8 protein-coding genes and 3 CRISPR repeat arrays (2 of these 11 cut by a window edge) are annotated in these 14491 nt (G+C 70.7%); of the genes, 1 reads left to right on the top strand and 7 read right to left on the bottom strand.

The window, feature by feature from the left end; all coding sequences use genetic code 11:
• Positions 1–2009: direct repeats of the CRISPR family, unit length 29 nt; unit sequence GGGTCCATCCCCGCGGGCGCGGGGAGCGG (it extends 278 nt beyond the left edge of the window).
• Between the two features lie 425 nt (positions 2010–2434).
• From cas2e to casA, 7 genes are read right to left on the bottom strand one after another with little or no spacing between them, the layout of a single operon-like run.
• Complete coding sequence (gene cas2e / locus RVR_RS19560; protein ID WP_202235077.1) at positions 2435–2803, bottom strand: type I-E CRISPR-associated endoribonuclease Cas2e; 369 nt, start codon at positions 2801–2803, stop codon at positions 2435–2437.
• Positions 2800–3816 carry a type I-E CRISPR-associated endonuclease Cas1e gene (gene cas1e, locus RVR_RS19555; RefSeq protein ID WP_202235076.1) on the bottom strand — a complete coding sequence of 339 codons (1017 nt, stop codon included), beginning with the start codon at positions 3814–3816 and terminating at the stop codon, positions 2800–2802. The genes cas2e and cas1e overlap by 4 nt, the downstream gene beginning before the upstream one ends.
• Positions 3813–4526, bottom strand: a complete 714-nt coding sequence (gene cas6e / locus RVR_RS19550) for a type I-E CRISPR-associated protein Cas6/Cse3/CasE (protein ID WP_202235075.1) — start codon at positions 4524–4526, stop codon at positions 3813–3815. The genes cas1e and cas6e overlap by 4 nt, the downstream gene beginning before the upstream one ends.
• 2 nt (positions 4527–4528) lie before the next feature.
• Complete coding sequence (gene cas5e / locus RVR_RS19545) at positions 4529–5269, bottom strand: type I-E CRISPR-associated protein Cas5/CasD (RefSeq protein WP_202235074.1); 741 nt, start codon at positions 5267–5269, stop codon at positions 4529–4531.
• Positions 5266–6534 carry a type I-E CRISPR-associated protein Cas7/Cse4/CasC gene (gene cas7e, locus RVR_RS19540; RefSeq protein WP_202235073.1) on the bottom strand — a complete coding sequence of 423 codons (1269 nt, stop codon included), beginning with the start codon at positions 6532–6534 and terminating at the stop codon, positions 5266–5268. The genes cas5e and cas7e overlap by 4 nt, the downstream gene beginning before the upstream one ends.
• Positions 6531–7238: a type I-E CRISPR-associated protein Cse2/CasB gene (casB, locus tag RVR_RS19535; RefSeq protein WP_202235072.1), complete on the bottom strand. Its 708-nt coding sequence runs from the start codon at positions 7236–7238 to the stop codon at positions 6531–6533. Before casB ends, cas7e begins: the two co-directional genes overlap by 4 nt.
• Positions 7235–11866: a type I-E CRISPR-associated protein Cse1/CasA gene (gene casA / locus RVR_RS19530; protein ID WP_202238790.1), complete on the bottom strand. Its 4632-nt coding sequence runs from the start codon at positions 11864–11866 to the stop codon at positions 7235–7237. The genes casB and casA overlap by 4 nt, the downstream gene beginning before the upstream one ends.
• 801 nt (positions 11867–12667) lie before the next feature.
• On the opposite strand from casA, the gene RVR_RS19525 reads away from it, so the two are divergent.
• Positions 12668–13102, top strand: a complete 435-nt coding sequence (locus tag RVR_RS19525; protein WP_202235071.1) for a hypothetical protein — start codon at positions 12668–12670, stop codon at positions 13100–13102.
• A gap of 325 nt (positions 13103–13427) precedes the next feature.
• A CRISPR array of direct repeats spans positions 13428–13701; the repeat unit is 29 nt; unit sequence GGGTCCATCCCCGCGGGCGCGGGGAGCAG.
• Between the two features lie 91 nt (positions 13702–13792).
• A CRISPR array of direct repeats spans positions 13793–14491; the repeat unit is 29 nt; unit sequence GGGTCCATCCCCGCGGGCGCGGGGAGCAG (it continues 1101 nt past the right edge of the window).

Here is a 14491-nt window from a genome sequence, read left to right as displayed (position 1 = left end):
GGAAGCCGGCCTGATTCCAGATGACGTTGGGTCCATCCCCGCGGGCGCGGGGAGCGGCCTGGTCGGCTGGATGATGACGCAGACGCGCCAGGGTCCATCCCCGCGGGCGCGGGGAGCGGATTGCTCTCCCCGTCCGATAGCGGTCAGGCAGGGGTCCATCCCCGCGGGCGCGGGGAGCGGCAGCCAGGCGTCTGGTATCCGATGTATGCCGGGGGTCCATCACCGCGGGCGCGGGGAGCGGTGCAGACTCGAACACCGCACGCTGGAAGGTCCGGGTCCATCCCCGCGGGCGCGGGGAGCGGAGTACGGAAGGCGTCCCAGTAGGCCCCGGCCCGGGTCCATCCCCGCGGGCGCGGGGAGCGGCGGTCGCCGAACAGTTCGATCGCCTTGTAGTTGGGTCCATCCCCGCGGGCGCGGGGAGCGGCCCCGTCGCAGCCCGCACCGCTTCCGTTGATCGGGTCCATCCCCGCGGGCGCGGGGAGCGGCAGACCGACACAATCCCGTGGTTGTACACCGTGGGTCCATCCCCGCGGGCGCGGGGAGCGGGTCCACGTCGACCGCGGCGAACCCGGCACCCTGGGTCCATCCCCGCGGGCGCGGGGAGCGGTGGTTGCATGGGTGGGCCCGCATCTTCGCCGCGGGTCCATCCCCGCGGGCGCGGGGAGCGGCCTGGTAGTCGTCGGTCATCAGAAGATGCCTCGGGTCCATCCCCGCGGGCGCGGGGAGCGGAGCCGCAGCTTGTACGTGCTCGCCGCGTTGGCGGGTCCATCCCCGCGGGCGCGGGGAGCGGCCGAACAGGCTCATCGTCTGCTCCTACTCTCTGGGTCCATCCCCGCGGGCGCGGGGAGCGGTGGCAGGCTCCGCAGACGCCGCCGTTCCAGTCGGGTCCATCCCCGCGGGCGCGGGGAGCGGACACCGCTGATCTTGATGTTGTCGTTCGGGGCGGGTCCATCCCCGCGGGCGCGGGGAGCGGTGGCGGACGATCGCCTCGGTCAAGAAGCGGACGGGTCCATCCCCGCGGGCGCGGGGAGCGGCAGACCGACACAATCCCGTGGTTGTACACCGTGGGTCCATCCCCGCGGGCGCGGGGAGCGGGTCCACGTCGACCGCGGCGAACCCGGCACCCTGGGTCCATCCCCGCGGGCGCGGGGAGCGGCCGTGACCGCCTCCAGGGCGAAGTTGGCGAGGATGTCCATCCCCGCGGGCGCGGGGAGCGGCCCGAATAGGTGACGATGCCCTGTACGACAGCGGGTCCATCCCCGCGGGCGCGGGGAGCGGTGTAGTCCTCAACCATCCCAGGGGGTACACATGGGTCCATCCCCGCGGGCGCGGGGAGCGGCTCGTGAGCGAGCTTCGGGACGCCTGGTCGACGGGTCCATCCCCGCGGGCGCGGGGAGCGGTCGTAGCCGACGTCAAGAACGCTCCCAAACGCGGGTCCATCCCCGCGGGCGCGGGGAGCGGGCCGCGGGCCTGACGGACACCGTGCTGACGGTGGGTCCATCCCCGCGGGCGCGGGGAGCGGGGGTTGATCGTGCACTCGCCGTCGGCGAAGCCGGGTCCATCCCCGCGGGCGCGGGGAGCGGGCGGACAGGACGGGCGACTTGACGATGTGCCCGGGTCCATCCCCGCGGGCGCGGGGAGCGGGCATCAGCCCGGCGCTTCGCGGCCGCGGACGTGGGTCCATCCCCGCGGGCGCGGGGAGCGGCCGCTGTGCTGTGCTACGGGCTTCCCAACCACGGGTCCATCCCCGCGGGCGCGGGGAGCGGCTGGTCCAGCTTCGTCGTCCGGTGCGCGGTCTTGGTCCATCCCCGCGGGCGCGGGGAGCGGCTTGCTGAGCAGCGGAGTCGGGTTCTCGGGGGGGTCCATCCCCGCGGGCGCGGGGAGCGGAAGTTCTGGCATCACGGCGGCCAGAAATTGGTGGGTCCATCCCCGCGGGCGCGGGGAGCGGCAACGCGGCTACGGACGCGCACACGAGACACGGGGTCCATCCCCGCGGGCGCGGGGAGCGGTTCCTGAGCTGCGGTTTTATCAAGGAGCAGCGCTTGTTTCAGCAAGGATGAGGGAAAAGAACATACAAGACAAAAAGCACCTCGCGTGCCCCAGCTTTCCGCATGACAGGTTACGCGGACGCCCTGTGGGCATTCCTGGCGCGGCCACCGAGACTTCGCGCTGCGCGTGATCCCGGGCCGCTGCGCACACCGTCACGGTGGGATCGAGACGAGCACCCGTACGCAGGTGGCACGGTTCAGAGCCCATGGGCGGCAGGCTGGTGGAGTCTCACGGCAGTTGGAAGATCTCGTCGAGCTGCCGCCCCGTCAAGTGGGTTTCTCCCCCGGCGGGTCGGCAATCCGCAGAAGAGCCGCTCCCACAGCCCCTGGCGGTACGGGCTCGCGGAAGCTGCGCCTGACGGCGCGACACTGACCGCTCCATGGAACTACGGCGCGCGATTCCCGAAGCGGCGGCGTTTGGACGCCTTGCTCCAGCCGCTAGAGGGCGACGAGCCATCCGGAGAGGGACGATCCGACTGGCGATCCGCCGGGCGGAGGATGAGGGTGAGGCCCTCGTGGTCGACGGGATGCCACTTGTGGTCGTGAGTGCGGAAGGTGTAGCCCTGCTCGGAGTTGGTGGAATAGGCGAGCAGGGCACGGCCGTTGCCCGCGTACTGGCGGACCTCGTCCCACAGAGCGTCGCGAATTCGGGCGGAGGGATTGCCGAGAAAGACGCCGGGGGAGATCTCCAGGAGCCAGCGGGTGAGGAATCCGCGCAGGCCGACCGGGCAGTGGGTGAGGACGATGATGGTCACCAGATGACGCCGTCCCGCACCAAAGCGTCCTGCGCCCGAAGGTCCTGCACCAGGACACCACCGTGGGCCGAGTCCGTCTCGCCTTCACCGTAGTTGCGGCCGGCAGCCACCTCGTCGCCCCGGTCGGACAGAAGCGTGACGTGGTCACCGTCGTCCGGCAGGGCCGCGCCCACGGGCACGAGCAAGGTCTGGATGTCTCGTACACACCGGTCGAGTAGCCCGGTGGTGTTGATCCGGTCACGCAGTGCCCGCCTGGTACGGGGGCCGATGTCCTCCGGGCCCTCTGCGACGACTTCGAAGGCGACCGGAATGCCGATGTCGGTCTTGTAGAAGTCGGCGACGTCGAGGACGAAGGACAGTTCGTGACCCGAGTGCACGAAGCCGAGCCCGGGACTGCAACCCAGGGCGGCCACCACGGTCTGGGCGATGCCGTACATGCACTGGGCGGCAGCGGTGACCGCCTGGTTGGGTGCGTCGCCACTGCCGAAGTCGCCGGGGGTGAATCGCCGGCCGCGCCACGGGATCCCCGTACGGGCCGACTCCTGCGCGTAGCAGCGCTTGACGCGATCGCCCTCCCGGCCCAGCAGTTGACGCCGCGTACAACCGGCCGGGTCCTCGTCGGGAAAGCGCAGCCGGTACATGGCCCGCGCGACATCCAGCCGGGTCCGCTGGTTGGCCCAAGCCACCGCCTGTGCCTCGACCAGGGCGGAGGACCTGGTCAGCGCCCGGCCGCCGGCGTAGAACCGTACGCCGTTCTCGCCGGCCCAGACCACGACGGCGCCGCTCTCGCCCAGCACCGCCATGGCCTGGTGGGTGATGCGCGTACCGGGTCCAAGGAGCAGTGTGCCGATCGTCGCCGAGGGGATGTGGCGCACGCCGTCGGCGTCCTCGGCAGTGATGGCGTTGGCGTCGCGGTGCACGCGGCAGCGTTCGAGGTAGACGAAGGACAGGCGGTCGCCCACGCGGGTGAGTTGGCGAGGGCTGGTAGCTGGGCGTTTGCCGACGGTCGTCATCGGGTTTGCTCCGCCGGGGCGAGGGTCATGAGCCCGCAGCCGTACGCCTTGGCCTTGCCGAGTCCGGCGGTGAGTGTGCGGCGCAGCGCATCGGGGTCCACCACGCGCAGGCGGCCGTCGAAAGTGACACGGGTCACCTTCACCTTGTGGCTGCGGTCGTCGGTCTCGTTCCTCTTGCCGAAGGCGAGGTCACTGCGGTTGCGGACGACCACCTCGTGCCAGGCTCCGTCGAGGCCGTCCGGCCTGGGCTCGGAGCGCTCCACGACAGTGAAGCCGGCGTCCGTCTGCCGCTTGAGCAGCCAGTCCAACTGGTGCCGCGGGGTGACGTGCGCGGTGCGCTTGGTCGGCTCGGCGGCGTGCCGCCTGATGCTGTGCACAGGGTTGGCGGTGAGCCGGAACGTCCAGGTGTCGTCGATGGCGAGGCGCGAGAGGAAGGGCGCGTACGGCTTCGTCTGCCAGCCGCCCGTCGTCGGCCAACCTGCCTGCTCCACGAGGTGGGTGAGGTCGGGCCGATCGGGACTGACGATGTAGAGCAGAACTTCGCTGCGCGACTGGTGATCCAGGCGCCACAGCACGCGCGGGCCGCCGCCTTGGTGGTCCGGCCTTTCCGCGAAGGATGCCATCACCGCGGCGTGGAGGCTCTGAGGTGAGGTGAGCAGGCGACGGGCGCCGATGCGCGCGGTGTTGATACGGAATCGGGTCAGGAACATCGTCAGTCTTCCAGTAGTCCCATCGGATCGTGCTTCGGCGGTACGAAGTCCCGGCGGGAAGTGCTCGGCGAACCACCCAGCGGATTGGGGACGGTGACGGCACGTGAGTGGACGGCACGCAGGCCGTACCGGCGGTGGTGCGGGTCGAAGCTGAGCGGCCGGTCCCGCACGGCGTCACCGGGACCCTCACCGGTCGGCAGATCGGCGATCACTTCGAGTTCGACGCGGCGCTCGTGACTGCGGCGGCGCTGCACCCAGGCGGACGCCTGCCAGGGCTCCGACTCCAAGGCCCGCCAGAGACCGCCCCGGTGGACACGCAGGTCCACCGGTCGGGACGGCGGGCACGAGCGGCGACCGAGGAACGGGAGATACACCGGGGACCGGACCGCCGCGTGGAGGGCGCCGATCAGGTCCGTGTCACCTTCGACGGCGGCGACGAACACCGCGTCGGAGAGGTAGAAGCGCTCCGAGACCGGCATGGACTTACCCGTTTCGGCGTGGTGAGCGGTCTGGTAGTCCCGCACCCGCGTGCCCGGCTGGTCGAGCCGGACGGCGAAGCGGAGAGCGGCCAGGTCGGCGATGTCCGCTGCACGGTCACGGCCCTGGGCGGCGGCGAGCAGTCCGACCACCCCACTCTTGGTGGGGGCTCGTTCCGTCGTACGCCGGGCGAAACGCGACGACGCGCCCCAGGACTGGAGTGGCCCTGCGAGACGCAGCGTCAGCACACTGGTGCGATCGCTCATGCGGGCTGGCTCTCTCCCTCCGCTGCCGGCGCCGGGGCCTGTGTCGGTACGGCCCCCGCGTCTTCGGAGCGCGTGGGCGCCGCCAGCCGGTCGGCCACTGCCTTGCCCACCGCGTCGAGAAGGCCGCTGAGGCTGACCTCGGTCCCGAGCGCCGCCAGCGGTTCAGTGGCCGCACCCACGTGAAGCACCCAGCTCGGGTCGTCGGTGACGTCGTACGCCTTCTCGATGTCGGAGGCGTGCGCGAGCAGCTGCGTGCAGGCGCCGCGCAGGTGACCGCCGACGGCCTGGGGAGCGAGAACGGGCTCCTCGAAGGCGGCGACGAAGCTGATGGGCCGGGCAGAGCGGAGGGTGACGATCACGGCTTCGGGAAGGGTGTGGTTGCCGAAGGTGTTGATCTTGCCGGTGGGCATCGAGGCCACGAAGCCGTGCAGGAAGGCTCGTACGGCCCTGCGGACGGGCTCGTGCAGCGGCTCGTCGGGGCGCAGGCCGACGCCGAGGTTGTCCCGCAGCCGGTCCACGTCGAGCGCGGCGTAGCGGTAGAGGGTGGCCGAGTTGAAATCGACGGTACCGATCATGCCGGCGCCGGATTCCTCGTCCCGCTCGTTCTGGTCGTCGACGGCCGTGTAGTAGTCGGACTCGTTCTCGACCTGGTGGACGCTGATGGCGTGCGCGACCTGGGCCGCGGCGTCCACATTGATGTCGGCGGAGTCAGCGACCATCCGGCCGAACAGCGCGATGTCCACCGAGTGCCGGGTGTCAGCGAGTTCCCGGGCCTTGTCCTTGTTCTCCTTTGCCTTCAGGAACACCTTGATGTCGTCGGCGCCCTCGACCGCGAGCCGGGCCAGGCCGTCGAGCTGGCGGGAGCTGAGGAACATCAGGTAGGAGGACTCCGGCGGCGGCTCCGGCTCGCCCTTCTTCTTCGCGCTGTCGGCCTTCCTGCGCGGCACCTCGATCTTCGAACCCGTTGCCGTATGGAGCGTCTCGGCGGCCAGCACCAACGCTGCGGCCTGGTCCAGCGACGGCTCAACCGCGGTGATCCGGTCGGCGAGCAGTTCGGCCACCCGGCGGGTGCGCACGCCGAGTTCGGACGGGTCCAGCAGGTTCTGGAAGGCCCGACGGGTGGCCCTCTTCCATGCCTGGCTGGAGACCCGAGCCCGGCGCACGCCGCCGTACACCGCGGTCTTCGGAGTCCCGGTGTCGTCGCGGTTGAGGTTGCTCGGCGGAACGGTCTGCAACACGTGCACGTCGATGATGGTGCGGCTCACAGGGTGTCGTCCTCCGGGGTGGTCGTGTCTGGTTCGTCGGCCGTGCCGCCTCCGGCCCGGCTGCCTGTACCGCCGTCGGGCGCCGAGACCCGGACCGCGAGGAAGGAGCGGCCCCACGAGCGGCGTACGCGCTGCGGGCCGCCGGTTTGCTGCCAGGCGTACAACTGGTCGGCGAGCAGCCCGTAGTCGAGCGGGATGGCGTCGCGCCGCAGCAGCAGGACGAGGTCGCGCAGCCGGCCGGCGAGCACCGCCGGAGTGGCGGCCGTGCCGGCACGTACGAAACGCTTGCGGGTCGGCTCGTCGATCTCGGAGCCAGGGTGCAACCGGCGTACCGCCGCACCGAGTTCCGGGCCCGGCCGGCGGTGCATCCGAGTGGTGTGGTGGGACTGCTGGTGCAGCGACCACAGGGTGACGGCGGCGTGTGCTGCCTCTTCCGCCCGACCCATCGCCTCCTCGGTGAGGTCGGCGCGTTCGTAGCGCTCGTACAGCGGTTCGGTGCCGATCAGGCCCCACAGGTCGGGCGTCTCACCTGCCGGGCGGCCGATGCCGCGGCGCAGCCGGGCCAAGGTGCCGACGGCTTCGCTGCGATCGGCGAGGTAGCCGCGCTGCAACGTGGTGATGTGCTGGTGCACTGCGGCGCCGACCGGGCCGAGCCGCTGCTGTCGGACTGCGGGTTCGGGAGCAGCGGGAAGGGCGGAGGTCATACCGGCGACTCCACGGGGACGGTTCGGGCGGTCTGCGAGTCGGTGGCATCGCCGGGTCCGGCGCTGGCGAGGAGCTGGTTGAGGCGGGTACGAAAGCGGAGTTCAGCCGCAGTGTCGTTCAACCAGCGGGAACCGCCCCGGCCGTCCACGACGCGGCCTTCCCACGCGGCGAGACCGGTGTCGTCCAGTAGCCCGGCGCCCAGGTCGAGCACGGTCCGGTACAACTGCCGCTTCCAGCGTGCCCGTTCCTCGTACGGGTCCGGAGCCGCGCCCAAGGCGCGCAGCCAGCGGCGGTACTGGGTGTCCAGCGTGCCGAAGCCGAGATCGTGGGCAGCGTTCCTGCGCGGCTCGGGGTCGGCACCGGACGCGACGGCAAGGTCGGCGGCAAGTTCACCGAGAGTTCTCACGGCGTTCTCGGCGTCGCCCATGGCGTTCACGGCCGCATGCCCGTACCGGTCGTCGCCTTGGTGCAGCAGCACGACGGACATCAACACGCCGTCGTCCACCACCTCGTCGATCACCGACTGCTGCGTCCCGTATCGCGCGCCGACGACGCGGGTACGGATCAGGTGGTGGCGTGGAAGGAACCCTTCGGTGGTCAGCCGGGCGATCCACTCCACGACCCGCGGCCGCAGGCGAGCGGCAGCGTCCTGCCGCTGTCCGGCTCCCTCGTCCCGCGCTGTGAGCAGCCCCTTGAGCCCGCGCCAGGCCATCTGCGCCGGATCGTGCTCCTGGGGGAGGTAGACGAGCGGCTCTCCGCGCTTCTTCTCCTGCGCGGGGCTCCGTCGCCAGCGCGTCATCGGCTCGTAGCCGTGCTTGTTGTGCGGTTCGAGCGGGTCGCCGTAGGCCAGGACCACGCCATGCACACCGTCGGCGTCGTGGTGCAGCCGGATGCGCCGCGACTGCCACGTGTACAGGTCCCGCAGGCCGTAGGGGCGCCGGGCCAGATCGTCGGCCTCGGCGGGGCCGCACTGCTCAGCCCGCCAGGCGGGTCGGTCGGACGCTCCGAAGCGCAGGTGAGCGGTATCGGCCGCCACCAGGTTCAGCAGCAGCGTCTCGTGGAGGGTGTCCCCCTCGACCAGGACGCCGCCCAGGTTTCCTGCCCAGGCGACGCCCAGCGGATAGCCCTTGCCGGCCTTGACCCGATCGTCGCCGACCGCACCGGACTTGATGCCGGATGGGTCGAACGCCTGGGCGTGCACGAGCCACCGGGCCGCCTCGGCGAAGCCGAGCCGGTCGACTCCCGGCCTTCTCATGCTGAAGAAGGGGTCGCCGTTGGGCACGTCAGCGACCAGGCGGTTGAGCGGGAAGATCTCGTCCTTGGCCGTACGCAACCCGGCGACCTGGAAGAACGGTTGCCGTGGGTGGAGCAGGTCGAAGCGTCCGCGGTGACGGTCGAGGTAGCCGACGGCCGGGGCGAACGGATTGTCCTCCGCCAGCCACAACTCCTCCCACGCCTCGGCGTCTGCCGGCGCCGACGCACGCTCCGGTTCGTCGCCCAGCGCGTCATGAAGGATGGCCAGCAGCAGGCGCAGCAGTGCGAACTCCTGTGTGGGCAGGTCACCTACCAGCCTGCGGATGTCGCGAGCTTGGTCGAACACCTCCAACAGCGACAGTTCCCGCTCCGAGCCGTCGGTGAACTGCACCGGCAGCCAAGGGCGGTTGGTCAGGTCGAAGGCGGGAGTGGTGGTGTCCGTCCCCACCGCCTCCTTTTTCTTGCTCGGCTCCTCACGGGTCACCAGCAGTCCCTCTTCGGGGTCGTAGACGAGGTACCACCCTGCCAGTCGGGTCTGACACTCCTCGTCGAGCGCGAGGATCAGTTCGCCGGCGAGCCAGTGGCTCTCCTTCTCCTGCCACGCCGCGACGTACAGCTCCTCCAGTTCGGCGAGCGCCTGGTCCAGTTTCTCGGGGAAGGAGAAGTGGTACGGCAGGCGCAGCCCGCTGGCGGCTGCCGCTCTGGCGGCGCGAGAGGACGGTACGGCGTCGATGGGCAGTTCGAGTCCGCCACGGCCCTTGTCCAGCCAGGGCAATGTGCACAAGTTGCCGTCGGCTCGTCGCATCACGACGAGGACCTCCAGGCTCTCCCGGCTGTCGCGCACCTGCGCCCGACCGACGCGCGTGTCGTCCGCGTCGCCGACTCCTGCATCGATCCATCCGATGAGCGGCCTGCCCGCCTTGCGCACGTCGTCGAGCCGGAAGACCTCGGCCTTCTGCTGCTGCTTCGCGCGGACTTCCTCGTGGGCGGTACGGGCCGGCCCGACGACCTCCTCCCACTGCGGCGGGCAGAACTCGTTGTCTCCGTAGGCACGTTGGACGAGTGCGCTGATGTCCTCCGGCAGGCGTACGGGGCGGCCCGGCGGTTTCATGTGCGGAGCCAGGACGGCGAGGGAGCGCAACAGCGGGTAGGCGCCGTAGACAGTGCAGGAACCGCGTACGGGTTCGGGAGCCGGTTCCGACTGCCAGTCGACGCCGGTCACGAGACAGCGTGGCCTGCGCAGTCGGGCCGGGCGGTCGCTCTGCTGCTCACCACGAGGGTGCCGGTGGAGGCGGCCCATTCGCTGGAGCAGGAGGTCCACCGGACACAGGTCGGTCACCAACAGGTCGAAATCCACGTCCAACGATTGCTCGGCCACTTGGCTGGCGACGACGATGTGCGCCCGCTTCGGCCGGTGCGGAGAGATACCGTCCCGGCCCGGTGGTCCGAAGCGCCTCAGGAGTGCGGCATCCTTTCGGGCGCGGTCGACATCGATGAACCGCGCGTGCGCGACGGTGACATGCTCGGTACCGAATTTCTCCCGGAGCACAGCTGCTGTGCTCATCACGCGATCAACCGTGTTGCGCACCACCAGCGCGCAGCCACCCTCGGCCAGTTCGGCGGCCAAGCGGTCGGACAGCACCGCATCGTCGTCCGTCAGCGGCTCCAGCACCACGTCGGTGCGGCGACCCGAAGCGGCGGGAGACGCCGTCACGGGCTCCTGGCCGGGGACGACGGCAGTCAGCAACGGGTAACCCGCGGCGTCGGCTACTCCCCCAGCCCCCGTCCCCGCGTACGCCTCCACCAGCTCCTCTCGCCTGCCCGCGGGAAGCGTCGCGGACAGGACCACCACCGGCACGCGGTAGGCGCCCAGCCAGGACAGCACGCGGTCGAGGTAGGTGTTCATGTAAGCGTCGTAGGCGTGGACTTCGTCGATGACGACGACCTTGCCCGCCATCGCGAGGTGCCGCAGGGCCAGGTGCCTGCTCTTGAGGCCGGTCATCAGGAGCTGGTCGATCGTCCCGACGCCGAACGACGCGAGCAGGCCCTTCTTCCGGCCCCGTAGCCACTGGTGAGCAACGAGGTCAGCCGACGCTCTTCCGGTCCGTTCCTGGCCGTTGGGGTGTGCGGACGCGCCAGCGTAGGCGTCCACCGCAGCGATCGTGCGGTGGCTGTCGCGCATCAAGAGGGCGTAGTCCTCTTGGAGGGCCGCCTTGGCGTGGGCGAGCAGTACGGAGTGCTGGTCGGCCACTGAAGATGCTGCGAGAGGGCTGACGGCGGTCGGGAGCCGGTCGAGCCAGGCCAACAGGCGGGGGAACATCGCATTGCTGGTCGCCATCGTGGGCAGCGCCACGTAGCAGCCGCCCGCCCCTGAACGGGCTGCGAACACCTCGGCGACGGCGAGCGCCGCTTCGGTCTTCCCCTCCCCCATCGGCGCTTCGATGACCAGCATCCCGGGGTCGGACATTGCCCGCGCCATCGTGACGGCCTGCTCCTGAACGGGCCTGATCCGGGCGCCAGGAGGCAGATCGAACCGGGCAGCGAACAACTCCTCCGCCGGCTCACGCGGTTCGGTCGGCGACCATGGCGGCGGCAGCCGGAGTCCTCGCCAGGCCGCGGCAATCCGCTCAGCTTCGCCGCGAGGGTGCTCTTCAGGGAAGTACGGGAACAGGTCAGGGTTGCTGGCGATCCAGTCGGACACGATGACGACAGCGGTGAGCAGCACCTGCACCGGCTGCGGCAGCTTTACCCTCTGCCAGTCGCCGAGCCGGTCCTCCACCCCGAATGCGCCGGCGCAGGCGTCGAGGAACTCAGTCTGCACCCGCTGCCACGCGGCCTCGGACGGTCCGGGGGTCCGCAGTAGTTCGGGGTGGGCGTCCAGGTTGTGAATCTGGGTGTGGTCCGGGGGCACCCCGTGATGGCCGCCTGCCACGACGGCGAACTGGGCCGACGCCCTGCGCGTCCACCCGCGCCGCTCCTCCAGCCACTCCTGCAGCAGCACCTGCCCGGCCAGACCGTGCGGAGCCATCCGTCGCTCATCGCCGAACTGCTTGCGCGTACGCATCGCGAGGCCGGCGCCGCTCATCACGTCGGCGAGATTGTCCACTTGGCAGGCGAAGGCAGGCGTGCACTTGCCGATGTCGTGCGTCCCCGCGAGCCACACGCTGAGCCGACGCGCGTCATCCTTCCCCCCGGGCAACGACTCGGCCACCAGTTCCTTCACATTGCGCGGTAGCCAGTGGTCCCAGAGAAGTTCGGCGACGGCAGCGCTGTCGGCCATGTGCCGCCACAGCGGCAGCCACTTGTCAGTGCCCCGGTCGTGCTTCGCCCACACAGTCCTGGCGGCACCTGCCAGCCGATCTCCAAGAGGCATCGCCCCGCCCTCGTCCTCACGCACAGCGGCCATTCAACAGGGAGGCGGGGACTACTTCGACACGGTAGCGCGAACTGATCAGAATCTATCCGATGAGGACAGAATCGACCGGATTTAGAAAATCTACAGAAGTCCCCATGCTACGGAAAGCGCGAGCCTATGGCCGCTACCCCCTGCAGGTCCGGCAAGTTATGAATTCGAGCGGAGTACAGTTGCAGAAATACTCCCCGCCCTAGCGGGGCACCCCACTCGGCGATAGCAGTACTATCTATAAGTATTCATAACATCAGCCCAGGTGGGGACGCGGGATTATCGCCATCGATCCGACACGCATCGGATGTCCCCGTGGACTCTTCGTTTCGCACCACCGAACGCTCCCCGCCCATGCGGGGATCATCCCGAGTCCGGGCCATGAGCACGCCGTGGTTCAGCACAATCCAATTCAACGTGGAATCATCTTTTTTAACCGTCAGCATGTCGCACCCGCCGGCGCCCACGACTCGCGGGTAGAGTCAACCTTCAGGACAAGGCGGAGCGAAACCAGGAATAAAAAGAATTACCGATGTTCGACAACCGCCACGTCATCAAGCACAAGGAACCTCCTACTCGTTCGTGGCGCGAAGATCGGAGTTGATGGTGCATCAGCCCCCTGCCTGGTGCTGGCCTACCGCCGCAACCCTGTTGGCGGCCGGTGCCACGGCCGCAGCGGCACTACTTACGGGCCGGTGGAACCGCGTTCACCAGCTGACAGACCGGCGCACCGACCGAGCCGACCGCCGGGCGCACGAGGCGCGGCTCCTTATGGAGGTGGAACTGCGCGAGCGGCGTGTGGCCAACCGAGCGGCGTGGACCGCGCACTATCGGCGCATCGACGATCTACTCGTGTCTACGGCGAGGGTGGCGTACGAGGCGCAGCGTTTGCGGTTGCATGAGGACGACACGGAGACCGCCGAACTGGTCCGGCTGAGCAAAGCCGCCGAGCAGTACGCCGAGTTTGCCCCGGGCAGGCTGCCAACGGCCCTCAACGAGGTCGCGCGGTCCATGAGCGAAGTACTGCGGCATCTGCTGCCAGCGGAGGCCGCCTTGCGGAGCATCGGAGCGGCTGGCGCCCACACCAGCGGATATCAGCCGCTTTTCACCAAGGCGGGAGAGCAGACCCGCGCCGCCGACAGACTCTCCGCCGCCCTCGCAACTGCCCGAAGCGCGCTGTACCACGAGTGGGGCTCAGACAGCTGAAAGGTCTGGACTCGCGTCCGGACCGGTGGAGTTGATCCAGCCCCGGCGGGTGCTGGGAACAGCGGACCGACGAGATCTATCAATCGCGCTCCGTGGGTCCATCCCCGCGGGCACGGGGTTGAACGGCGGGTTGGCCTGCTGCGTGGGTCCATCCCCGCGGGCGCGGGGAGCAGGTGGTGCTGACCCGAGTTCAGCCCGGTGTCCCGGGTCCATCCCCGCGGGCGCGGGGAGCAGGAGCTGGAGTTTCATGCCTTCCCCTCCTGGTGGGGACCATCCCCGCGGGCGCGGGGGCAGACCGGCCCGAACGACCCCTTCCGCAGGCTGACGGGTCCATCCCCGCGGGCGCGGGGAGCAGGGCGTGGCCGCCGACGAGGTCCCGGCAGGTGTGGGTCCATCCCCGCGGGCGCGGGGAGCGGCTCGTCGACACCCTCCATGAGGGCAACGAGCTGGGTCCATCCCCGCGGGCGCGGGGAGCGGCCGCCACCAGCACGGTGACGGGGCGGTGGCGTGGGTCCATCCCCGCGGGCGCGGGGAGCGGAGTGCCGCGATGGTGACGGCGAGCGGGGGCCGGGGTCCATCCCCGCGGGCGCGGGGAGCGGCGTTCGAGGCGGACCCAGTTCGTGGTGGCCCGGGGTCCATCCCGCGGGCGCGGGGAGCGGCCCGGAGACTTCGCCCGCCGCGCGCAGACCGAGGGTCCATCCCCGCGGGCGCGGGGAGCGGGCCGCCGCGGTGCGCGCCGGCGTGGAGCCGGTGGGTCCATCCCCGCGGGCGCGGGGAGCGGCGCGTCAGGGTCAACAGCCCCGGCGGCTCGGTGGGTCCATCCCCGCGGGCGCGGGGAGCGGAGGCCCTGGAAGGTTCCGCGGATCACGATGTCGGGTCCATCCCCGCGGGCGCGGGGAGCGGGTACTCAACCAGGCCGTGGCGGACAACGCGCTGGGTCCATCCCCGCGGGCGCGGGGAGCGGGCCGTACAGGAGGACGCCGACGCGGTGCCCAGGGGTCCATCCCCGCGGGCGCGGGGAGCGGCTCGGCGCGCTCGGCGCCGCCCTCGCTGGTGCGGGTCCATCCCCGCGGGCGCGGGGAGCGGCTGAACGGCGAGGCCGTCGCGCTGGACGACGTGGGTCCATCCCCGCGGGCGCGGGGAGCGGCGGGAGCCACACGGGGCGCACATGACCCACCTGGGTCCATCCCCGCGGGCGCGGGGAGCGGTACGTCGTCGCCGCCTTCAAGCCGGGCAACAAGGGTCCATCCCCGCGGGCGCGGGGAGCGGGGCTAGAATCGCTGCGCGAGATTCGAACATACGGGTCCATCCCCGCGGGCGCGGGGAGCAGCCCCGTCGGAGTCGGGGTCGGTGCCGATCGGCGGGTCCATCCCCGCGGCCGCGGGGAGC

It is taken from the genome of Streptomyces sp. SN-593, from assembly GCF_016756395.1.
Lineage (GTDB): Bacteria > Actinomycetota > Actinomycetes > Streptomycetales > Streptomycetaceae > Actinacidiphila > Actinacidiphila reveromycinica.
This window is presented reverse-complemented; position numbering and strand designations above follow the sequence as displayed.

Bases quoted from the DNA above. Each gene is read 5' to 3' on its own strand.
- casA (WP_202238790.1), bottom strand. From the start codon at position 11,866: ATGCCTCTTGGAGATCGGCTGGCAGGTGCCGCCAGGACTGTGTGGGCG.
- casB (WP_202235072.1), bottom strand. From the start codon at position 7,238: ATGACCTCCGCCCTTCCCGCTGCTCCCGAACCCGCAGTCCGACAGCAG.
- cas1e (WP_202235076.1), bottom strand. From the start codon at position 3,816: ATGACGACCGTCGGCAAACGCCCAGCTACCAGCCCTCGCCAACTCACC.
- cas6e (WP_202235075.1), bottom strand. From the start codon at position 4,526: ATGTTCCTGACCCGATTCCGTATCAACACCGCGCGCATCGGCGCCCGT.
- RVR_RS19525 (WP_202235071.1), top strand. From the start codon at position 12,668: ATGGAGGTGGAACTGCGCGAGCGGCGTGTGGCCAACCGAGCGGCGTGG.
- cas5e (WP_202235074.1), bottom strand. From the start codon at position 5,269: ATGAGCGATCGCACCAGTGTGCTGACGCTGCGTCTCGCAGGGCCACTC.